Below are 21,185 nucleotides of genomic sequence, written 5' to 3' on the forward strand. Positions count from 1 at the left end.
AAAATGTCACAAAATAGTATGAACTGGCCTCAGCTTTTATCTTTAAAAAAGTACGGCGATGTGCACAAACGCGAACGTAAAAAAGAAAATCCTTCACGCGTTGGTTTTGAGGTTGATTATGATCGTATCATTTTCTCTAATCCGTTTCGTAGCTTGCAAGACAAAACACAGGTTATTCCGCATTCAAAAACTGATTTTGTACATACACGTTTAACGCATAGTTTAGAAGTTTCAGTAGTTGGGCGCTCTATTGGTCGTTTGGCTGGTGAACAAATTGTTCAAAAATATCCCGAGTTGCTCGATTTAGGCTATACCATTAACGATTTCGGCGCTATTGTTGCGGCAGCTTGTTTGTGTCATGATATAGGAAATCCACCTTTTGGACATTCTGGTGAAAAAGCCATTGGCGATTTCTTTAAGCACGGCGCAGGAGAGCAGTTTCGATTGGATTTAGAACCCGCTCAATGGCAAGATTTAATTGATTTTGAAGGTAATGCAAATGGTTTTCATATTTTAACCGATTCACGTCCTGGAGCCGAAGGCGGTTTGCGTATTTCCTATGCTACTTTAGGGGCTTTTATGAAATATCCCAAAGAGAGTTTGCCTAAAAAACCAACGCATGATATATCTGATAAAAAGTATGGATTCTTTCAGGCAGATAAAGTCGATTTTTTAGATGTAGCTACTAATTTAGGATTGATAAAGCGCGAAGGTGAAGGGGTTAGATACTTACGTCATCCGTTAACCTATTTGGTAGAAGCCGCTGATGATATTTGTTACACCATTATTGATTTTGAAGATGGTATTAATTTAGGATGGATTGCCGAAGAACATGCCTTAGAGTTTTTAATTAAGATTGTAAAAAACAATATTAATTCTGAAAAATACGCACAACTGCAAACAAAAGCAGAACGGGTAAGCTATTTGCGTGCTTTGGCTATTGGTAGCTTAATAAACGATGTGGTGCGCGTATTTATGGAGCATGAAGAAGCTATTTTACAAGGCAATTTTCCATATGCATTAACCGATAAATGTGCGTATGTTGCTCAAATTAGAGATATTATAAATATCAGCATCTCTAATGTGTACAATAGCAAAGAGGTAATTGAAAAAGAAGTTGTAGGTTATAAAGTGTTACACACGTTACTTGATAAATTCATAGTTGCAACCAATAATAAATACAACGGTACTACCACACATTACGATGAGTTAATTTTAAAAATGCTACCAGAGCAATATCAAGATGATAACGATAGTTTGTATTTACGATTGTTAAATGTTTGCAGGTTTATTTCCTTGTTAACCGATGGTAAAGCTTTAGAATTGTATCATTCTATTGTAGGAAAATAAATAATATTTATAATATCAATATGATGTTAAGCATTGCGTATTTTAGAAGGTGTTGAAGGTATTGGCTTTGTGTTTTTAGATGATAAAGATATTGTACGCCACCGTTTGGTTAAGAAAATTGTGGAAGCTTACAAAAAAGTGGAAACAGCAAACGAATTTGCATCACACCAAAATTATTATAACAATACCAACAGAGGTAATGAAACAGAAAATCCGACAAGCTAGTCGGATTTTTTATTTCAAAAAAATATTTTTTCAATATCATCTAAATTTTGATATTATAAACATAGATAGCATTAATAATACTGTTGAAATTATATCATATATAGAATAAACAGTTATTTTATATTTTGGTTTCCTTTCAATAATTTTTAATCGTTCTTCTCTAGTTAATACTTTATAAAAAAAGTAACAATTTAATATTGCAAATAAAACAATTGGTGAAAACAACAATACAAAACTTAGTTTTATCTTAAAAAGAAAATGTAATATTAAGGAAGAAATAGTATTGAAATTAACTGCCTGAGTAAAAGACAAGTGTAATAATGTGCTAGTTGGTGTTTCATAGCTAGCATTTTTCATTAACCTGTTATGGTAAGTAGCAAAAAAATCTAACCAGAAACCTTTTATAAAAACGATAATTTTCATCAATCAACTATGATATTTTATAGATGATGAACTAAAACATTCGCATCAATACCTTCGTGCGATTCATTATAAACCACGCCTCCATTTTTAATCAACAAAATTTGTGGTGATTGATGCTGTACCTGAAAAGTTTCTGCAATTTCGTTTGAAATATTTCTGTGAGCAATTAAATCCAAATAGTAAGCATCAATGGTATCTTCTAAATTAAAATCGCTTTCAAAATTCTTTAACGCCATTTTACTAATAATACATCGTGTGCTGTGTTTAAAAATTAATTGAAGCTTACTAAACGATGCATCTTTAATAACCTTAATTTGATCTATATGTTCTAATGTTTTCCAATTCATTTTTGTAAATTTAAATATCAAATATAAGACATTATTGCATTTAAAAAACAGTAAAAAACCACGCGAAATGACAATTTGTCATTGTTTATTATTTAAAAACACTTGATTTCAGACAAAATGTCTTGTTTTTAAATTTGGAATACGTTTTGAAAATGAATCATTAAACAATTGATAAATAAAATTACAATATATGAACTTAAATAATTTTACAATAAAATCGCAAGAAGTACTACAACAAGCTCAGGTTTTGGTACAAACGTTCGGTCAGCAACAAATTGAAAACGAACACTTGCTAAAAGCCATTTTAGAGATAGATGAAAACGTAACACCTTTTATTTTAAAGAAAGTTGGTGTTAATATTGAGCAGTTAAAAACACAGAACGATCAAATTATAGAGTCATTTCCTCGTGTAGAAGGTGCTCAAATAGGCTTATCACGTATTGCAGGAAACACGTTGAACGAAGCGCAGGTAATTGCTAAAAAAATGAACGACGAATACGTTTCTATTGAACATTTATTCTTAGCCATTTTTAAATCGAGTAGTAAAATTGCAGCGTTTTTAAAATCGGGCGGTGTTACTGAAAAGCAAATTGAAGCGGCTATTAACGAGTTACGTAAAGGCGAGCGTGTAACATCAGCTTCGGCAGAAGATAATTACAATTCGCTAAACAAATACGCCAAAAACCTAAATCAATTGGCAAGTGATGGTAAGTTAGATCCGGTTATTGGTCGTGATGAAGAAATTCGTCGTGTGTTACAAATATTAACCCGCCGTTCTAAAAACAACCCAATGCTTATTGGTGAACCTGGAGTTGGTAAAACTGCTATTGCCGAAGGTTTGGCACACCGAATTGTTCAAGGCGATGTACCTGAAAACTTAAAGGATAAATTGGTTTTTTCTTTAGATATGGGTGCTTTAATTGCGGGTGCTAAGTATAAAGGTGAGTTTGAAGAGCGTTTAAAATCGGTGGTTAAAGAGGTAACTTCATCAGACGGAAACATTATTTTATTCATAGATGAAATTCATACCTTGGTTGGTGCTGGTGGCGGTGAAGGTGCTATGGATGCAGCAAATATCTTAAAACCTGCGTTGGCGCGTGGTGAATTAAGAGCTATTGGAGCGACTACTTTAGATGAGTATCAAAAATATTTTGAGAAGGATAAAGCGTTAGAACGTCGTTTTCAAAAAGTAATGATTGAAGAACCTGATACCGAAAGTGCCATTTCCATACTTCGTGGTGTTAAAGAAAAATATGAAACACACCATAAAGTACGTATTAAAGACGAGGCTATTATTGGCGCGGTAGAATTGTCGCAACGTTACATCAGCAACCGTTTTTTACCAGACAAAGCAATTGATTTAATGGATGAAGCGGCATCGAAATTACGTATGGAAATCAATTCAAAGCCAGAAGAATTAGATGTTTTAGACCGCAAAATCATGCAGCTTGAAATTGAAATTGAAGCTATTAAACGCGAAAACGATGAATCGAAATTAAAAGCTTTAGGAATTGATTTAGCGAATTTAAAAGAAGAACGCAATCAAATTTTTTCTAAATGGAAATCGGAAAAAGATGTGGTGGATAACATTCAAAACATCAAATCGGATATCGAAGAATTTAAGCTAGAAGCCGAACGTGCCGAACGCAATGGTGATTATGGTAAAGTTGCCGAAATTCGTTACGGAAAAATTCAAGACGCCGAAGCAAAATTGGTTGAATTTCAAAAGCAATTAGAAGAAAATCAAAAAGGACATTCTTTAATTAAAGAAGAGGTTACTTATGAAGATATTGCCGATGTTGTTGCTAAATGGACAGGTGTTCCAGTTACTAAAATGCTACAAACCGACCGAGAAAAATTATTGAACTTAGAAGCCGAATTACACAAACGTGTGGTGGGTCAGGAAGAAGCTATTGAAGCCATTTCGGATGCTGTTCGTAGAAGTCGTTCGGGTTTACAAGATCCTAAAAAACCAATTGGCTCATTTTTATTCTTAGGAACAACAGGTGTAGGTAAAACCGAGTTGGCAAAAGCGTTGGCTGAGTATTTGTTTGATGACGAAAATGCCATGACGCGTATTGATATGAGTGAATATTCGGAACGTCATAGCGTAAGTAGATTAGTTGGTGCGCCTCCTGGATATGTAGGTTATGATGAAGGCGGACAATTAACCGAGGCGGTTAGAAGAAGACCTTATTCGGTAATTTTGTTAGATGAAATTGAAAAAGCACACCCTGACACCTTTAATATCTTATTACAGGTTTTAGATGAAGGTCGATTAACAGATAACAAAGGAAGATTAGCCGATTTTAAAAACACCATCATTATTATGACATCAAACATGGGAAGTTCGATAATTCAAGAACAGTTTGATAATAATCCTATTGATGTTGCCATTGAAAATGCTAAAGATGAAGTGTTAAACCAATTAAAAACAATGGTTCGTCCGGAGTTTTTAAACCGTATTGATGAAATCATTATGTTTACACCTTTATCAGCTGGAAACATTGAACAAATTGTTGCTATTCAATTAAAAAGTGTTTTCAAAATGTTAGCACAACAACACATTACTATGGATGCAACACCAGAAGCAGTTCGTTATTTAGCAACCAAAGGATTTGATCCCCATTTTGGTGCCAGACCAGTAAAACGTGTTATTCAACGTGAGGTATTGAATCAATTATCAAAAGAAATATTATCAGGTACAATTAAAACAGATAGCATTATTCTTTTAGATAGTTTTGAAGATAAATTGGTTTTTAGAAACCAAGAATAAAAAAATAAAGCACTTTGGTTCAACTAAAGTGCTTTTTTTGTATCTTGAAAATAAAAAATTATGGAACATCATGTAGAAATATTTGCCGGAAGTGCAATAATGGCAATGGCTGTAAAAAATGCTTTAGAAAATAACGCTATTAAATATATAGAACGTAACGATATTAATTCTGCCATTACCGCAGGATTTGGTTCAGCTGATAAAGCGGTGCATATTTTTGTTTTTGAAGAAGATGAAGAAAAAGCACGTTACGCCTTAGTAGATGTAAATTTTGATGATTTAGATGAGGTTGGAGATGAAATTGTAGATGAATAAAAACAAAAAAACAGCCACTCATTGAGTGGCTGTTTTTTATTAATTTACTTTTTTACGATTGTCGTTAGAATCTCGGTCTATTAATTTGTTATAAGGATCAACGCCCACTTCAAACGGTTTTTCATTTACAATAATACTTACTTTATTATTTATTTTATCAATCAAGTATTTTTTATTGTACAACTCGTTTTCATATTCGTGTTTGCCTTTTACTTTTTTAGCGCCAAAAACACCAACTTCAACATAATCTTTTAACGGATATGATTTTACATCATCTTTACCTATTTTGGTAGTTAATGTTTTCCCTTGAGCATCTTTATATACTTGTTCTCCTTTAGAAGATGTTTTGTACTTAGACACATTAAAAGTAATATCTACTTGATATTTACCACCACTTAAAGGCTTAACTACTACATTTTCTACTTTATTATCGTATAAAGTAATGGTTTCAAACATATCGTTAACTAAATATTGTAAACTATCTGGCGTATGTGATTTTAAATGGTTTACAAATTCAATTGAATTAGTATAAGGAGCATCTTGAAACTTAACTTTAGAAACAAACTCTTTTAACATGTTATTAAAGTTTTTCTCACCTAAATAGTCGCTCATTGCATATAATACCAAAGAACCTTTTTTGTAATGAATGTACTGTTGGTTTTCGTTGTACATTAAAGGATTCTCTTCTTTCCATTCTCTTGTTCTTCCTTTTAAATATCCTTCTAAAGCATCTTTCAAGAATTTACGCATTTGGAATTTACCATATTCTTTTTCTAAAACTTTTAAAGAACTGTATTCAGATAAAGATTCTGAAAGTAATGTTGCTCCTTTTACATTAGCGCCAATTACTTGATGCGCCCACCATTGATGCGCCATTTCGTGCGATACAACCGAGAAAGGATAATCTACTCCGTTTGGATCATCTTCATCTACATCGGCAATAAAACCAATAGCTTCAGAGAAAGGCATTGTGTTTGCAAATGCTTGAGCAAAGGTTCCCATGGTATTAGGAAACTCAATGATACGCGCTTGCTTGTGCTGATATGGACCAAAGTTTTCAGAATAATAAGCCAATGATTTCTTTAAAGCTTCCATCATGCGGTCTAAATTGTATTCGTGACCTTTTTGATAGTAGATTTCTAAATTAAGATTGTTCCATTTTTCACGTTTTATTTCATAACGAGCCGAATTGAATGCATAGAAATTCAACATTTTTTGATCCATTTTATAATGGAAGTAATTTCTACCATCCTTTTGCCATTGTTTTTGTAAATATCCTGGTGCAATAGCGGTTTGATCACCTGCTGTACTTACAGTTGTTTCAAACGTAATCCAATCGGCATCGCTTGATATATATGTGTTTTTACGAGCTTCAGGATCATTTGGTTCTGGCATACGTTCACGATCTGGTAAGTTGTATTTTTTACGAATATCGTTGTCTTGTAACTCTATATCTTCATTATATCCAAACGAAGGAAACATACTGTTATTTACAAATGTTCCGTTTTGAATAATAGGCGAACGATCTTTTAACCAAGTATTTGATTGATTTTCAACAACCATTTGTACTTTTAAAGAATCACCAGGATTTAATGGATTATTTAATCGATAAATATCAAAATCCATCACAGTATCCTTAGAAACTAATTGATAATCACGGTTAAATTTAATTGCTTTAAAGCTTTTACCGTAGTTTAAGAACAATGAATCAATTGCTTTGTCTGATTTATTTACCATTACATAATCAACAACTGCTTTGTAATTACGCTCATAAGGATAAATATCCATTGCTACTTTTACATCAACAATACGAGGTTGCGCATATTTTCCGAATTTTTTATATTTTTTCTCAAAATCAACACTTTGTTGCTCGTATTCTTGCGATGTATAATAAGGTTCTAATTTTGTTTCTTGATAGTACAAACCGTAACCTAAACCAAAAAAGGCTAATAAAATAACTACTAATGGTATTGCAATAGGTGCTTTAAAACGTTTTGCAAATATCTGTAAACGTTCTTTTGCGCCTGATAATATACCGCGTCTCCAGAAAAGTAAGGTTAAGCCATATACGAAGAAACCAAAAAGTAACCAGTATAATTTGTAGTAAAAATAACCACGTACAATTCCAAAGCCATCCATATCAGAATAACTATAACCAGGTCCTGAGCCAAAGTGGAAAACATCTTGTTCAATTCCTAATTTATTTAAAGCTAAAGGAATAAATTGTACAATTAAAATAACAAAGAAACCAATAAAGTAATTTCTAAAGAATCCTTGAATAAATAAGGCTAAAAGAATAACTATAATGTATTCAATTAATTGGAAACCAAAGAAATCTGTAAAGTATTGACCTAGTTCGAAATTGTAATAACCTAAGTATGATTGAATTGCGATGCCTGATAAAATTCCAATTAAGAAAACAACAGCAACCATTTCTACTAAAGCAATAAATTTTGACAATAGTAAACTCCAGTTAGGTACAGGTGTAGAATCAATTAATAAATTCATTCTAGATGTGGATGCATTATTCAATAAAACACCCGCAAATAAATAAATAAGGATTGATAAGAAGAAACTAATATTGCCTTTTACTAATTGAAGTACTTTCCAAGTAACAGGATACGTTTTGGTACCGTACATTTCACCTAAACTATAGCTTGATATTAAGATGAAAATTACCAAAATAATGATGAAAGTAATGAAAATCCAATTCTTTACAATTGATTGAAATTCAAACTTAGATAAATTAAATGCTGTTTTTAAGTTAGCTACAAATGAATAATTATGCGCAACTTTAGGAAGATTGATTTTTACAATACTACCAAAATTGTTTTTTGTAATACGATCTCCTTTTTTCTTAAAGCCAAATGAAATTGGTGATTGCGAAAAAGAAAAAGAGAAATAAGTAGCTACCAAAGCTAAAATACCTACACCAATCCAAATTAAACGGTTGTAAATAATAACTTTATCTAACGGAATTAATAAGGTGTTTTGTTCATTTATTGTCCAATATTGGGTAACATATCTTAGAGCATGATTACCAAAAGGTTCAAATAATGCGTATACAAATTTATCGTCTACATTTTTAGATATACTGCTAATAATAGCAGGAATAAACAATAAAACAACAACAAAAATGAAGCCTACATATTGATTACGCGTTAAAGTAACCATCATAAAAATTAAAGCACCAATAAAGAATATATTGGGTAAAACAAATACAAGGTAACTTTGAAAATAAGCTAATAAATTAATAGGGCCTAATAAATCTGGATTTGCAAATGGTAAAACCGATGCAATTAAAAAACCTAAACCAATAGAAAAAGTAATGATAAAGGTTACTAAAAAACCACTAAAAAACTTACCTGTTAAGTATTGAAATTTGTTAAATGGATAAGCATACAACAAGGTATGTGTATTGTATTTAAAATCTCTATAAACCGTTGCACCAATTATGGTGGGAATAATGAAATTTAAAAAAGTGGTAATACCTCCCATTAAACTATTAATAGCAATAGGCGAGTTTACATAAGTAACGGATGATGTTGTAACAGTGAAACTATCAAAATATCCCGATGCTCCTGCCATAATTCCAAATGACAAAGCAAAGAATATAAAAAAGTACAAGTAAAACTGCCAGTTTTTGAACCAGCGTTTTGTTTCGAAATTAAAAATGGTTCCAAACATTATTTATCGCCTTTTAATGAAACAAAATAAACGTCTTCTAAAATAGGTTTTGCCTGTATAAACGTTTCGTTTGGCTGCACATCACTATGTACACGTATATTTAATGTATTGTCTGGATTAAAATTAGACGATATAATGTTGTGAATTTTGTTGTATTCATCAAACTCATTACGTTCAATTGTTCTGCGCCAAATTTTTCCATCTAATAATTCTTCGCCACTTGTAGGAGTTCCTTCAAACAAAATTTTACCTCCGTTTAAAATTGCAATATTGTTACATAATTCACGAACATCATCCACAATATGTGTTGAGAAAATTACAGTATGGTTGGCACCAATTTCACGTAGAACATTTAAGAAACGATGACGCTCTGCAGGATCTAAACCAGCAGTTGGCTCATCAACAATAATTAATTGCGGATTGTTTAAAAGTAATTGCGCAATACCAAAACGCTGTTTCATACCGCCAGAGTAGCCACTTACACTTTTATTACGTACATCGTACAAATTGGTAAGTTCTAAAACCTCTTTAATAATTTTTTTACGATCTGCCGTATTGGTAATACCTTTTAATTGTGCAAAATAATTTAATAACGTTTCTGCAGACATGTTAGGGTACACACCAAATTCTTGAGGTAAGTAACCTAGAATTTTTCTTAAACCGTTTTTATCTTCTAAAACATTAATATCATTAAAAGTAATTGATCCGCTGTTTGGTGTTTGTAGTGTAGCAATGGTACGCATTAATGATGATTTACCTGCACCATTAGGACCAAGTAAGCCAAACATACCTTTACCAATTTCTAAATTTACATTGTCTAATGCTTTAACCCCGTTTTTGTAGGTTTTGGTTAAGCCTGAAATTTTTAAGCTCATAACTTTATCGTTTTTTTAATAAGTATTCATTAGGAACGATATGTTACACTTAAGCATAAAAAAAAGAGAAGATTACTTCTCTTTTTTATTATTTAATATATTCTATTTGATTTTGTGCTACTTTTTGATTGTCAAAAAAGCCTTGTTCACGCATCCAGTCATCGCTGTAAATTTTACTCATATAACGTGATCCGTGATCAGGAAAAATCACTACTACATTACTGTCTGATGTAAATTCTCCTTCTGCATTAAATTGACGTACTGCTTGAAAAGCGGCTCCTGATGTATATCCAACAAAAAGACCTTCTGTTTTAGAAATTTCTCTAGCGGTGTGTGCTGCATCTTCATCGGTTACTTTTACAAATTGATCGATAACTGAAAAATCGGTAGCGGTAGGGATTAAATTTTTTCCCATTCCTTCAATTCGGTAAGGATAAATTTCTTTAGGATCAAATTCATGCGTTTCATGAAATTTCTTTAAAACCGACCCAAAAGCATCAACTCCTAAAATACGAATGTTAGTATTTTGCTCTTTTAAAAATCGAGCCGTTCCTGAAATAGTTCCGCCTGTACCAGAACAAGCAACTAAATGCGTTATTTTTCCATTGGTTTGTTTCCAAATTTCAGGACCTGTGGTTTTATAATGAGCATCGATATTTAATTCGTTAAAATACTGATTAATATAAACAGAACCAGCCGTTTCTTGATGAATACGTTTTGCAACACTGTAATAAGAGCGTGGATCGTCTGCTGATACATTCGCTGGGCAAACATATACTTTGGCTCCCATTGCTTTTAACATATCAATTTTATCTGGCGACGATTTTGATGAAACAGCCAAAATACATTCGTACCCTTTAATAATACTTACCATAGCAATGCTAAAGCCTGTGTTACCCGATGTTGTTTCAACAATAATACTACCCGGTTTTAAAATGCCTTTGCGCTCTGCTTCTTCAATAATATGTAATGCAATACGGTCTTTAGATGAGTGCCCCGGATTAAAAGCTTCCACTTTAGCATAAAAGTTACCTGTTAATCCCTGAGAAATTTTATTTAGTTTAATAAGTGGCGTGTTGCCAACAAAATCTAAAATATTCTCATGAGCTTGGATCTCTTCTTTCATTTTTTTTCTTTGTTTTTAAAGCATTTTTTATTGCTTTATTTCACGTTGCAAAAATACTACTTTTTTTGCAATTATTTATTGATTCCTTCTAAATCTAAAAGAAACGCATATTCTTTAGCAACTTCTTTCAATGCTTCAAACCTGCCCGATGCGCCACCATGGCCAGCATCCATATTGGTGTCTAAAAATAATAAATTTTTATTGGTTCTTAGGGTGCGCAACTTAGCAATCCATTTTGCAGGTTCCCAATATTGTACTTGTGAATCGTGAAAACCTGTAGAAATGTATAAATTAGGATAATCTTGCGCTTTTACGTTATCATATGGTGAGTATGATTTCATATAATCGTAATACTCTTTTTCGTTAGGATTGCCCCATTCATCGTATTCACCAGTGGTTAACGGAATAGAATCATCAAGCATAGTAGTAACCACATCAACAAAAGGTACTTGTGCAATTACGCCGTTGTATAATTCAGGAGCCTCATTTAAAACAACACCCATTAACAAACCGCCAGCAGAACCACCTTCGGCATACAAATGTTGTGGTGAGGTATATTTTTCATTGATTAAAAATTGAGAGCAATCAATAAAATCGGTAAAAGTATTTTTCTTGTGTAATAATTTACCGTTTTCATACCAATCTCTGCCTAAATCTTCGCCACCGCGTATATGAGCAATAGCGTAAATAAAACCACGATCTAATAAACTTAAACGGATACTTGAAAAATAAGGTTCCATGGTTGAACCGTACGATCCATAAGCATATTGAAGTAGGGGATTAGTTCCGTCCTTTTTTAAATCTTTTTTGTAAACTAACGAAATTGGAATTTTAGTACCATCATTCGCAGTAGCCCAAACACGTTCTTCAGTATAATTGTTTTTATCAAACGTGCCGCCTAATACCTGTTGTTCTTTTTTGATTTCTTTTTCTTGCGTACGCATGTTGAAATCAATAATTGACGAAGGCGTTGCTAATGATTGGTAACCGTAACGTAAAATTTCGGTGTCAAAATCAACATTTGTGGTAGTATAAGCCGAAAACGTTTCACTATTAAAAGGTAAATAATAAGCAGCTTCAGGATTTTGCCATGGTTGAATTTTAATATGCGATAAACCATTAAAACGTTCAGAAATAACCAAATAATCTTTAAAAATATCAATACCTTCTAATAAAACATCTTCTCTGTGCGGAATTAAATCTTTCCAGTTTTCTTTAGCTGTTTTATCTTCTTGGGTAACCATCAATTTAAAGTTCGTAGCTTCGTCTTTATTCGTAACAATGTAAAAATGATTGTTGTAATGCGAAACAGAATACTCTAAACCACGCGTACGTTTTTGAAATATTTTAAAAGTACCTTCGGGATTTGTAGCTTCTAAAATTTGATATTCTGATGTTAAGGTGCTTTCTGAACCAATAATTAAATACTTTTTTGATTTTGAACGGTAAATGTAGGTAGAAAAAGTTTCGTCTTTTTCCGTAAAAATAAGGGTATCATTGGTAACATTGGTTCCTACAATATGCTTAAAAATACGATCGGCACGTAATGTTTGTTCGTCTTTTCTAGAATAGAACAACGATTTATTATCGGCAGCCCAAGTACTACTTCCCGTTGTTTTTTCAATTTTTTCAGGTAAAATTTCACCCGTTTCTAAATTTTTAATTTGGATAGTGTATTCTCTGCGCGAAACAGTATCAACTCCAAAAGCGGCTAAAGTATTGTCATCACTAATATTTAAACCACCTAATTGAAAATACGAATGTCCTTTAGCCATTTCGTTACAATCAAATAAAATTTCTTCTGCAGCCTCTAAACTTCCTTTTTTACGTGTGTAAATAGGATAATCTTTTCCGGTTTCAAAACGCGTTAAATACCAATAACCATTGTAGAAATACGGAACCGAAGAATCGTCTTCTTTAATTCGGGCTTTCATTTCATCAAACAAATTTTTCTGAAAATCTTTCGTATGCGCAGTTAACTCTTGGTAATACTTGTTTTCTTCCTCTAAGTAGGCAATTACTTCTTTGTTTTCGCGTTCGTTTAACCAATAGTAATTATCGGTACGTATATCGTTATGTTTGGTAAGCTCTGTTGGTATAATCTTAGCAACAGGTTCTTGAATATTTTTGCTCATATTTATTATTCACTAAAAAGGTGTCGACAAAAATACAACAAAAACAAACGATAAAATAAGGAATGGTTTCCTAATGATTCATTAGCAATTTTAATGAAAATTGATATTTTTGTACTTTATTAAAAAAGAAACATATGTTTGGAGATTTAATGGGCATGATGGGGAAACTTCAAGAAGCTCAAAAAAAAGTAGAAGAAACAAAGCAAAGATTAAATACCGTTTTAATTGACGAGCAAAGTGCCGATGGTTTATTGAAAGTAACTGTTACAGCAAATAGAGAAATTAGATCTTTAGAGGTAAGCGATGAATTATTAAGCGATAAAGAACAGTTAGAAGATTATTTAATTTTAACATTAAACAAAGCTTTAGAAAAAGCGGGCGCAATAAACGAAGCTGAATTAGCTGCTGCTGCCAAAGATGGTATGCCTAATATTCCTGGAATGGATTTATTTAAGTAAAATGAAAAAGATATTTTATATAGGTTTAGTTGCTGCTTTTGGATTTGTTTCTTGTAATAAGGATACTAAAAGTGGTAATACACACATTACAGGTGAAATTAAAGGATTAAAACAAGGTACCTTGTACATACAACAAGTAAACGATAGTACATTGGTTACTTTGGATAGTATTGTTTTAAACGGAAAATCGACTTTTGAGAGTAGTTTTGATTTAAAAGAGCCCGAAGTTTTGTATTTAGGTTTAAATAGAGGAACATCGCAATCTGTAGATAATTTGATTTTGTTTTTTGCAGAACCAGGAAATTTAAAAATAAACAGTTCATTAGATAATTTTTCTAGTGGAGCTACTGTTGAAGGTTCTAAAAATCAAGAATTATTCACTAAATATTTAAAAGCAAAAGCAGTAATTACCAACAAGCAAAACGTTTTAATTAAAGAAATGCTTTTAGCTCAAAAAAGCAAACTTACTGTTAAAGCTGATAGTTTAGATAAGGCAATACAGCGTACAACAAGTCGAGTTTATTTAAATGCAGTGAATTTTGCTTTAAAAAACAATAAAAACGAAGTAGCTCCTTATGTTACTTTAACTGATGTTGCAACTATAAATAACAAATACCTAGACACTATTTACGGAAATTTAACGCCAGAAGTTGCTAAAAGTAAATACGGTGTTATTTTAAAAGATTATTTAGAGTTGATTAAGAAGCAATAATCGGAAGAAAACAGTAATAAAAAAACTCCAATCAATTGATTGGAGTTTTTTATGATCTTAATTAAAAGATTACTTTCTACGTAATTCTTTAATTTTAGCTTTTTTACCAGTAAGTTCTCTGAAGTAGAAAATACGAGCTCTACGAACTTTACCTCTTTGGTTCAACTCAACTTTTTGTAAAGCTGGCATGTTAATAGGGAAGATACGCTCTACACCAACGTTACCAGACATTTTACGAATAGTAAAAGTTTCAGTGCTTCCGCTACCTCTTCTTTGAATAACTACTCCTTTAAAGAACTGAGTTCTAGTTTTGTCACCCTCTTTAATTTCGTAGTAAACAGTAATAGTGTCACCCGCTTTAAAATCAGGGAAATCTTTTTTTGTAACGAATTCGTCTTGTACGAATTTTACTAAATCTAAAGACATTGTAAATATTTTTTAAGTTAATTCAAACCAACATGCACGGTTTTCGCCAGAGGTTAATCCAAAAGTGGGGCAAATATAAGTATTTATTAAAATACAAAACAAATATTTTTTGTATAATTTGCTAAATATTTACTTGTTTAACTAACTGTAACAAAGCAATTTATTGTATGTTGATAGGTTTTACAGTGTATCCTTTTTCTTTTAATAGTTTTAAAACACCATGATTACCACCTAAATGCGCTGCACCTACAGCAAAAAACACCGATTCGGTTTGCATCATTTCGGGCATTTCATTAATCCATTTATGATTGCGTTTTGTAAGCATTTCGTTATATACATAATCTGTCATATAACTGCTTTTCTTCATATAATCATACAAACCGTTAATGTTTTGAGATTTGTAAAGTTCAACCATTTTTTTGGTGCTTTCAAATCCTTCTTTCTTCATGTCTTGTAACATTTGTATTACAGCATCGGTTCCTAATGATTTAGACATGATTTCCAATTGTTCTTCAACTGTTTCCAAACCACCTAATTTCTTTTGTTGCGCCATTGCTGATTGAAGAAACTCCATTTCGTACATCCTAAAATCGGTACAAGTAAAAGCTTTAACACTAACCATACTAACTATTGCCGATTCTGAAAAATTTTCTAGTTGAGCAATATCTATATCAACAACTTCTTTAAGTAATTGCTTTAATTCATTATATTTATCAGCAGTTAAACGCTTAGAAAGAGGCACGTTGCTCATCATTGCTTGTTGAAGTACTGCCATTGCGTTAGGATCGCCAAAATTAATTTCAGCATAATAAGCATCTACATTTTTCAACGTGTTTTGAATTTTATCAGTCATGATGTAGTCATCATTACAAATCATATGGATGGTTCCAAAAACGTACGATGGCTTTTTTAAACCGTTACCTGAAATTTCCCATAACAAACTATTTTCTGTTTGTGCATTTCCAAGAAAAGAACACATTGTTAGGGCGCATACAGCAATACTTTTAAATATATTTTTCATGTCAATTGTTTTTAAAGGTAAGTAAGTATCCTCTGTTGATTGTTACAAAAAAATCCAACTTTAACAGTTGGATTAATTATCTTCTAATAAATCAGGGCGTCTATTTTGTGTATGCTCGTATGCTTTTTCTTCGCGCCACTTTTCAATTTCAGGAAAATTTCCACTTAACAAAATATCAGGCACTTTCCATCCTTTGTATTCAGCCGGACGTGTATAAATGGGCGGAGCTAGTAAATTATCTTGAAAACTATCTGTTAAAGCCGAAGTTTCGTTTGATAAAACCCCCGGAATTAAACGAATGATTGTATCGCATAAAATGGCAGCTCCTAATTCACCACCCGATAAAACATAATCGCCGATAGAAATTTCTTTCGTAATAAAATGATCGCGAACGCGTTGATCAACTCCTTTATAATGCCCACAAAGAATAATAATGTTTTCTAGCATAGACATGTTATTTGCCATAGATTGATTTAGTGTAGCACCATCAGGCGTCATGTAAATAACTTCGTCATAAGTACGCTCATTTTTTAGCTGGCTAATACATTTATCAATGGGTTCTATACTCATTACCATACCTGCACCACCACCAAATTGATAATCATCAACATTTTTATGTTTGTTAGTGCTATAATCTCTTAAGTTATGAAAGTGTACTTCAACCAATCCTTTTGCAATAGCCCTTTTTAAAATGGATGCTTCAAACGGACTTTTTATTAATTCTGGTAAAACGGTAATTATATCAATTCTCATTAATAAAGTATTTGGTGCAAAATTACAATTTCTTTATCAGTTAATCCTTTAGAATTAGCTTATATTTGTAGTTTCAATATAAAAACATAGAAATTAGATATGGAAAACGGAATTTATGCAAAGTTTACTACTCCAAAAGGTGAAATTTTAGTTAAATTAACTCATGATAAAACACCTGGAACTGTAGGTAATTTTGTTGCTTTAGCAGAAGGAAATTTAGAAAATAAGGCTCGTGTACAAGGAAAACCGTATTACGATGGATTAACTTTTCACCGTGTTATAAATGATTTTATGATTCAAGGTGGATGTCCTCAAGGTTCTGGTACGGGTGATCCAGGTTATAAATTTGACGATGAGTTCCATCCTGAATTAAAACACGATACACCAGGCGTGCTTTCAATGGCAAATGCAGGGCCAGGAACCAACGGTTCTCAGTTTTTTATTACACATATTGCAACACCTTGGTTAGATAATAACCATACTGTTTTTGGACATGTAGTTGAAGGACAAGATGTTGTTGATGCTGTTGAACCAGGTGATACAATGGACAAAGTAGAAATTATTAGAGTAGGAGATGAGGCGCAAAAATGGAATGCGGTTGAGGCTTTTAGAACTTTTGAAGGATCGCGTATGAAAAGATTAGAAGCTGAAAAAGCAGCTATGGCAGCAGAATTAGATAAAGTTGCAGCAGGTTTTGAAAGTACTGAAAGTGGTTTACGTTACCAATTTATTCAGCGTGGTTCTGGCAACCGTGCTACAAAAGGAAGTAAAGTATCGGTTCATTACAAAGGACAATTATTAAACGGTACTGAGTTTGATAATTCTTATAAACGTAAAAAGCCAATTGATTTTACTGTAGGAGTTGGTCAAGTAATTGAAGGATGGGATGAAGGAATTATGTTATTAAACGTTGGCGATAAAGCTCGTTTTGTAATTCCGTCTCAATTAGGATATGGTTCACGTGGTGCAGGTGGCGTTATTCCACCAAATGCAACTTTAATTTTTGATGTTGAATTAGTAGACGTTAAATAGTAATAAAAAAAGGAGTACATAATTTTGTACTCCTTTTTTAATAAAGCTTTTTGGGATGTAATGTTTTTTTTAAAAGTGCTGTACTCCATTTCAGGTTGCACATTCATTTCTATATCTTCCTCATAAATCGTATGAGATACTTCTTTTTTACAAGAAATAAAGGCAATAAGACCAATTAAAACAACTGTTTTTAGTTTTGCATTAGTTATTTGTATCAATGGAATCTTTGTATAATTTTTCAAAATCAATAGTGTCAAATTCAAATTCTTGTTGTTTGTGAACATCACATCGGTTTACAATTAAAGGTACTTTCTTAATTTTTGTAACATCAATCATTACATACTCTATTAAATCGTTGCCGTTTTGTTCTTTAAAAATAGCAATTCCTTTTTCTTGATTAATCAATTTAATAGTTAAAATTCTATTGGTACCAAACACACCGTTTAAATGGAATTTGTAGGTATTATTATTTATCTTTTTTTGTGACACTATTTTATTTGCAATTGGACCTTCGCCTGCATAATCAATATAAACCGAATCGGTTATTGACACTTGATAGTGATTAAAAAAGTCGCATGGTTTATAAGCATACAGTTTGTTTTTATACTGATGTAAAATAATCTATTTTTTTATAGGTAGAATGATTTTTTGCTTTGTGATTTTTACATTGCTTTCTCTTAAATAATCGAAAGAAGATTGATATGATTGCTCATCGAATTCATCAAAATCAAAATTCGAAATTTCATTATATGCTTCGCTGTTTTCATTAGTATCAAAATAAACACTTTGCAAACTGCCTTCTTTAGCACTTTTTTCTAGAAAAAGGGTATCGTTCTTACTTTCTTGTGCGCTTAAGAAGATTGGAAAAATCAAAAAAGCACTTAAAATTATCTTGTAAAGCATTTGAGAAAAGTATTTTTATTAAATGAAATTAGCTTTTTTATTTATACAATAATAAAAAAACCGTCTTAAAAAGACGGTTTAATAGCTTTATTTACTTTTTTAAATGTTTATCTAAAAACTGTTCTTGTTCCCAAAGCAAATGTAAAATGTTTTCTTTAGCCACATAGCTATGACTTTCTTTTGGTAAAATGACCATACGTACAGGTGCGCCTAAACCTTTTAACGCTTGGTAATAACGCTCGGTTTGTAAAGTAAACGTACCAGGGTTATTATCGGCTTCACCGTGAACTAATAACATAGGTGTTTTCATTTTTTCGGCGTTCATAAAAGGCGACATACCATTGTAAACATTTGGTACTTCCCAATAATTACGTTGCTCACTTTGAAAACCAAACGGTGTTAATGTTCTATTATAAGCACCCGAACGTGCAATACCACAAGCAAATAAGTTGGTATGCGATAATAAGTTAGCTGTCATAAAAGCTCCGTATGAATGTCCGCCAACACCAACACGTGTTCTGTCAATGTAACCTAATTTATCCACAGCATCAATAGCAGCTTCCGCATTCATAGCTAATTGCTCAATAAACGTATCATTTGGTTCTTGATCACCTTCGCCAATAATTGGGAAAGCAGCATCGTCTAACACTGCATATCCTTTAGCAGCCCAATAAACAAAAGATCCGTAGTAAGGAAACGTAAATTCGTTAGGGTTTGCCGATGATTGTCCTGCACTGTTTTTATCTTTATACTCAGCAGGATATGCCCAAATTAATAAAGGTAATTTTTGTTTAGGATTTTTTCGATCAAAACCTGCTGGTAAATACAAAGTTCCCGATAATTCTACACCGTCTTTACGTTTGTATTTAATCACTTCTTTATGAACATCTTTAATACTTTCAAACGGATTTTTATTATGTGTTATTTGTTGTAATCCTTTTTTAGATTTGATGTTACGGAAATAATAGTTTGGATAATCGTTTTTAGATTGAATGTTTACTAAAATTTCACCTTTTTTAGCATCGATGATTTCAGAAATGGATTCGATTTGATCTTTTGCGTTTGATTGATACAAACGTTCTGTTTTCAAAGAATTCAAATCAAACTGATCAATGAAAGGAAATTGACCTTCTTTGGTGTGTCCTTCACCAATTAAAAATAATTTGCCATTGTCTTTTTGTAAAGTGTAACGACCGTATTGATTTTTCTTGGTTTGAAAATCACCTGGATCGCTGTAGATATCTTGATAGTTACGATCCCAAATTGTTTTTAATTCCGATTTTTTCGAAGGATTAAATAAATAGGTTTTCATGTTACGGGTATCGTACCATTGATCGTACACAATTGCCGTTTCATCATCGCCCCAAAAAATACCTCCAAAACGTTGTGGTGTTTTAGTAAGCAATTCAGGTGCATTGTTAAAAGGTGCATCCCAAGTATATAAAGCATCGCGATGTTCTACTTTGGTTGCAGGATCACCACCATCTAAAGCTTCAACAAAAAATAACGACGCAGGTTTATCAGCTCTCCAACTCATACTGCGTTTACCTTCGCGTACCGCCATAAAACCTTTTGGCATAATTTCGCTTAAAGGCACATCATTTACCAAAGCAATTTCTTTACCGCTTGTATTATAAGCAACAGTTTTCATAGGAAAACGACTTAAAGGCACCAAATACGAAAAAGGTTTTTGAATGGTAGTTAATAAAATATAGTTTCCGTCTGGCGAAAAAGTTTCACCTGCATACAAATTAGCAGGTTTAAAAAGCTTTTTGTTTCCTTTTAAATCAATCGTGTATAATTCTGAAGTTACAATGTTTTCAAAATTAGTTTCGTCGGTTTTGTTTTTTAATAAATCTTGATAGGTTCTGTTTTGCGAAACAACTCCTTCTTGCGATTCTGATACAATAGGTCCTTTAGGAATTGCTTTAGAAGCGTCAATAATAGCCGCTTTGTTAGCAGGAATTACCTTAATTAACAATTCGTTTCCGTTTTTGTACCAGGTAATAGGGTTGCCTAAATTGGCATTTAAAACAGCATCGGTTAATTTGGTTGCAGTTGCAGTTTGTAACTCAACAATCCATAATTCGTTACCTGTTGCTGTGGTATTGGTAAAAGCTAATTTGGTTTCATCAGGAGACCAAGTTAAATTACTTATCAAAGCATTTGCAGGTAATCCTTTAACTTGCGTATCGTTTTTATCGCTTACTTTTTTAACTTTTAAATTGTTAATAAAGGTAGTTGTACTTGCTATATTAGTGTTAGGATCAATACGTAAACCTCCTAAACGTAATTCGTCTTTATTTAATTCATCTAACGATTTATAAGTGTTTCTATAAGTAAGAAGCATCCAATCTTTTTTAGAGTTCATAGAAACCGATGGTGCTCTTTCAAAATCGGCTAACTGCAAAATCTCTTTTGATGGTTTTTGATAGGTTACATTTTCTTGTCCTAGCATAGTTGTTGTGGCTAAAATTAGTGCAAAAAGGGTAAGTTTAATTTTTTTCATGTTTTAATATTGATTTCTACAAAAATAACCAAATAGGCTATACTTTAACAAGACTTTGTATTTTTAAGACTTTTTTAAGTTTTAGTTTGATTGTATTTAAAGGTAAGAGATA

General features: G+C 32.2%; 17 protein-coding genes and 1 pseudogene. 7 read left to right on the plus strand and 11 right to left on the minus strand.

Going from position 1 to position 21,185, the window contains the following annotated elements; all coding sequences use genetic code 11:
• Positions 1-18 precede the first annotated feature (18 nt).
• Together dgt and H1R17_RS07710 are read left to right on the plus strand one after the other, a co-directional pair.
• On the plus strand, positions 19-1,350 hold the full coding sequence (dgt, locus tag H1R17_RS07705; protein WP_163430107.1) for a dGTP triphosphohydrolase: 1,332 nt from the start codon (positions 19-21) through the stop codon (positions 1,348-1,350).
• Positions 1,351-1,380: 30 nt separating this feature from the next.
• A pseudogene (locus tag H1R17_RS07710) lies at positions 1,381-1,575 on the plus strand (PhoH family protein); the annotation flags it as partial.
• A 440-nt stretch (positions 1,576-2,015) separates the two neighbouring features.
• Here H1R17_RS07710 and ytxJ read toward each other — a convergent pair.
• A complete protein-coding gene (gene ytxJ / locus H1R17_RS07715; protein ID WP_163430105.1) occupies positions 2,016-2,345 on the minus strand; it encodes a bacillithiol system redox-active protein YtxJ in 330 nt (109 codons plus the stop codon).
• 190 nt (positions 2,346-2,535) lie between these two features.
• Here ytxJ and clpB point away from each other — a divergent pair, with 190 nt between their 5' ends.
• Together clpB and H1R17_RS07725 are read left to right on the plus strand one after the other, a co-directional pair.
• Positions 2,536-5,121, plus strand: coding sequence for an ATP-dependent chaperone ClpB (gene clpB / locus H1R17_RS07720; protein ID WP_163430104.1), 2,586 nt, complete (start codon positions 2,536-2,538; stop codon positions 5,119-5,121).
• A 60-nt stretch (positions 5,122-5,181) separates the two neighbouring features.
• The gene (locus H1R17_RS07725; RefSeq protein WP_163430103.1) at positions 5,182-5,436 is read left to right on the plus strand and encodes a putative signal transducing protein; all 255 of its coding nucleotides are present in this window, start codon (positions 5,182-5,184) and stop codon (positions 5,434-5,436) included.
• Positions 5,437-5,475: 39 nt separating this feature from the next.
• Here the strand turns inward: H1R17_RS07725 and H1R17_RS07730 are convergent, their stop codons facing one another.
• The 4 genes from H1R17_RS07730 to H1R17_RS07745 all read right to left on the minus strand — a co-directional run bounded on the left by H1R17_RS07730 (position 5,476) and on the right by H1R17_RS07745 (position 13,259).
• Complete coding sequence (locus H1R17_RS07730; RefSeq protein WP_163430102.1) at positions 5,476-9,123, minus strand: M1 family aminopeptidase; 3,648 nt, start codon at positions 9,121-9,123, stop codon at positions 5,476-5,478.
• Positions 9,123-9,998 (minus strand): ABC transporter ATP-binding protein, encoded by an 876-nt coding sequence (locus tag H1R17_RS07735; RefSeq protein WP_163430101.1) that lies wholly within the window; start codon positions 9,996-9,998, stop codon positions 9,123-9,125. The genes H1R17_RS07730 and H1R17_RS07735 overlap by 1 nt, the downstream gene beginning before the upstream one ends.
• Before the next feature lie 88 nt (positions 9,999-10,086).
• Positions 10,087-11,124 carry a PLP-dependent cysteine synthase family protein gene (locus tag H1R17_RS07740; RefSeq protein WP_163430100.1) on the minus strand — a complete coding sequence of 346 codons (1,038 nt, stop codon included), beginning with the start codon at positions 11,122-11,124 and terminating at the stop codon, positions 10,087-10,089.
• Positions 11,125-11,195: 71 nt separating this feature from the next.
• A complete protein-coding gene (locus tag H1R17_RS07745) occupies positions 11,196-13,259 on the minus strand; it encodes a S9 family peptidase (protein WP_163430099.1) in 2,064 nt (687 codons plus the stop codon).
• A 134-nt stretch (positions 13,260-13,393) separates the two neighbouring features.
• Here H1R17_RS07745 and H1R17_RS07750 point away from each other — a divergent pair, with 134 nt between their 5' ends.
• Entirely contained in the window at positions 13,394-13,717 is a 324-nt protein-coding gene (locus H1R17_RS07750) for a YbaB/EbfC family nucleoid-associated protein (RefSeq protein WP_163430098.1), read from the plus strand.
• Position 13,718: 1 nt separating this feature from the next.
• Positions 13,719-14,429 carry a DUF4369 domain-containing protein gene (locus tag H1R17_RS07755; RefSeq protein WP_163430097.1) on the plus strand — a complete coding sequence of 237 codons (711 nt, stop codon included), beginning with the start codon at positions 13,719-13,721 and terminating at the stop codon, positions 14,427-14,429.
• A gap of 69 nt (positions 14,430-14,498) precedes the next feature.
• On the opposite strand, the gene rplS is transcribed toward H1R17_RS07755, so the two are convergent.
• The 3 genes from rplS to trmD form a co-directional block, all read right to left on the minus strand.
• Complete coding sequence (rplS, locus tag H1R17_RS07760) at positions 14,499-14,855, minus strand: 50S ribosomal protein L19 (protein ID WP_163430096.1); 357 nt, start codon at positions 14,853-14,855, stop codon at positions 14,499-14,501.
• Between the two features lie 160 nt (positions 14,856-15,015).
• A complete protein-coding gene (locus H1R17_RS07765) occupies positions 15,016-15,876 on the minus strand; it encodes a TraB/GumN family protein (RefSeq protein ID WP_163430095.1) in 861 nt (286 codons plus the stop codon).
• A gap of 72 nt (positions 15,877-15,948) precedes the next feature.
• Positions 15,949-16,629 (minus strand): tRNA (guanosine(37)-N1)-methyltransferase TrmD, encoded by a 681-nt coding sequence (gene trmD, locus H1R17_RS07770; RefSeq protein WP_163430094.1) that lies wholly within the window; start codon positions 16,627-16,629, stop codon positions 15,949-15,951.
• Between the two features lie 99 nt (positions 16,630-16,728).
• On the opposite strand from trmD, the gene H1R17_RS07775 reads away from it, so the two are divergent.
• On the plus strand, positions 16,729-17,661 hold the full coding sequence (locus H1R17_RS07775; protein ID WP_163430093.1) for a peptidylprolyl isomerase: 933 nt from the start codon (positions 16,729-16,731) through the stop codon (positions 17,659-17,661).
• Between the two features lie 201 nt (positions 17,662-17,862).
• Here H1R17_RS07775 and H1R17_RS07780 read toward each other — a convergent pair whose 3' ends face one another.
• The 3 genes from H1R17_RS07780 to H1R17_RS07790 form a co-directional block, all read right to left on the minus strand.
• The gene (locus H1R17_RS07780; protein WP_163430092.1) at positions 17,863-18,213 is read right to left on the minus strand and encodes a hypothetical protein; all 351 of its coding nucleotides are present in this window, start codon (positions 18,211-18,213) and stop codon (positions 17,863-17,865) included.
• A 69-nt stretch (positions 18,214-18,282) separates the two neighbouring features.
• Positions 18,283-18,564 (minus strand): hypothetical protein, encoded by a 282-nt coding sequence (locus H1R17_RS07785; protein WP_163430091.1) that lies wholly within the window; start codon positions 18,562-18,564, stop codon positions 18,283-18,285.
• A gap of 91 nt (positions 18,565-18,655) precedes the next feature.
• Complete coding sequence (locus H1R17_RS07790; protein ID WP_163430090.1) at positions 18,656-21,073, minus strand: prolyl oligopeptidase family serine peptidase; 2,418 nt, start codon at positions 21,071-21,073, stop codon at positions 18,656-18,658.
• Positions 21,074-21,185: the final 112 nt, after the last annotated feature.

It is taken from the genome of Flavobacterium sp. xlx-214 (assembly GCF_013874595.1).
Taxonomy (GTDB): Bacteria; Bacteroidota; Bacteroidia; order Flavobacteriales; family Flavobacteriaceae; genus Flavobacterium.

Bases quoted from the DNA above. Each gene is read 5' to 3' on its own strand.
- dgt (WP_163430107.1), top strand. From the start codon at position 19: ATGAACTGGCCTCAGCTTTTATCTTTAAAAAAGTACGGCGATGTGCAC.
- ytxJ (WP_163430105.1), bottom strand. From the start codon at position 2,345: ATGAATTGGAAAACATTAGAACATATAGATCAAATTAAGGTTATTAAA.
- clpB (WP_163430104.1), top strand. From the start codon at position 2,536: ATGAACTTAAATAATTTTACAATAAAATCGCAAGAAGTACTACAACAA.
- H1R17_RS07725 (WP_163430103.1), top strand. From the start codon at position 5,182: ATGGAACATCATGTAGAAATATTTGCCGGAAGTGCAATAATGGCAATG.
- H1R17_RS07730 (WP_163430102.1), bottom strand. From the start codon at position 9,123: ATGTTTGGAACCATTTTTAATTTCGAAACAAAACGCTGGTTCAAAAAC.
- H1R17_RS07735 (WP_163430101.1), bottom strand. From the start codon at position 9,998: ATGAGCTTAAAAATTTCAGGCTTAACCAAAACCTACAAAAACGGGGTT.
- H1R17_RS07740 (WP_163430100.1), bottom strand. From the start codon at position 11,124: ATGAAAGAAGAGATCCAAGCTCATGAGAATATTTTAGATTTTGTTGGC.
- H1R17_RS07745 (WP_163430099.1), bottom strand. From the start codon at position 13,259: ATGAGCAAAAATATTCAAGAACCTGTTGCTAAGATTATACCAACAGAG.
- H1R17_RS07750 (WP_163430098.1), top strand. From the start codon at position 13,394: ATGTTTGGAGATTTAATGGGCATGATGGGGAAACTTCAAGAAGCTCAA.
- H1R17_RS07755 (WP_163430097.1), top strand. From the start codon at position 13,719: ATGAAAAAGATATTTTATATAGGTTTAGTTGCTGCTTTTGGATTTGTT.
- rplS (WP_163430096.1), bottom strand. From the start codon at position 14,855: ATGTCTTTAGATTTAGTAAAATTCGTACAAGACGAATTCGTTACAAAA.
- H1R17_RS07765 (WP_163430095.1), bottom strand. From the start codon at position 15,876: ATGAAAAATATATTTAAAAGTATTGCTGTATGCGCCCTAACAATGTGT.
- trmD (WP_163430094.1), bottom strand. From the start codon at position 16,629: ATGAGAATTGATATAATTACCGTTTTACCAGAATTAATAAAAAGTCCG.
- H1R17_RS07775 (WP_163430093.1), top strand. From the start codon at position 16,729: ATGGAAAACGGAATTTATGCAAAGTTTACTACTCCAAAAGGTGAAATT.
- H1R17_RS07785 (WP_163430091.1), bottom strand. From the start codon at position 18,564: ATGCTTTACAAGATAATTTTAAGTGCTTTTTTGATTTTTCCAATCTTC.
- H1R17_RS07790 (WP_163430090.1), bottom strand. From the start codon at position 21,073: ATGAAAAAAATTAAACTTACCCTTTTTGCACTAATTTTAGCCACAACA.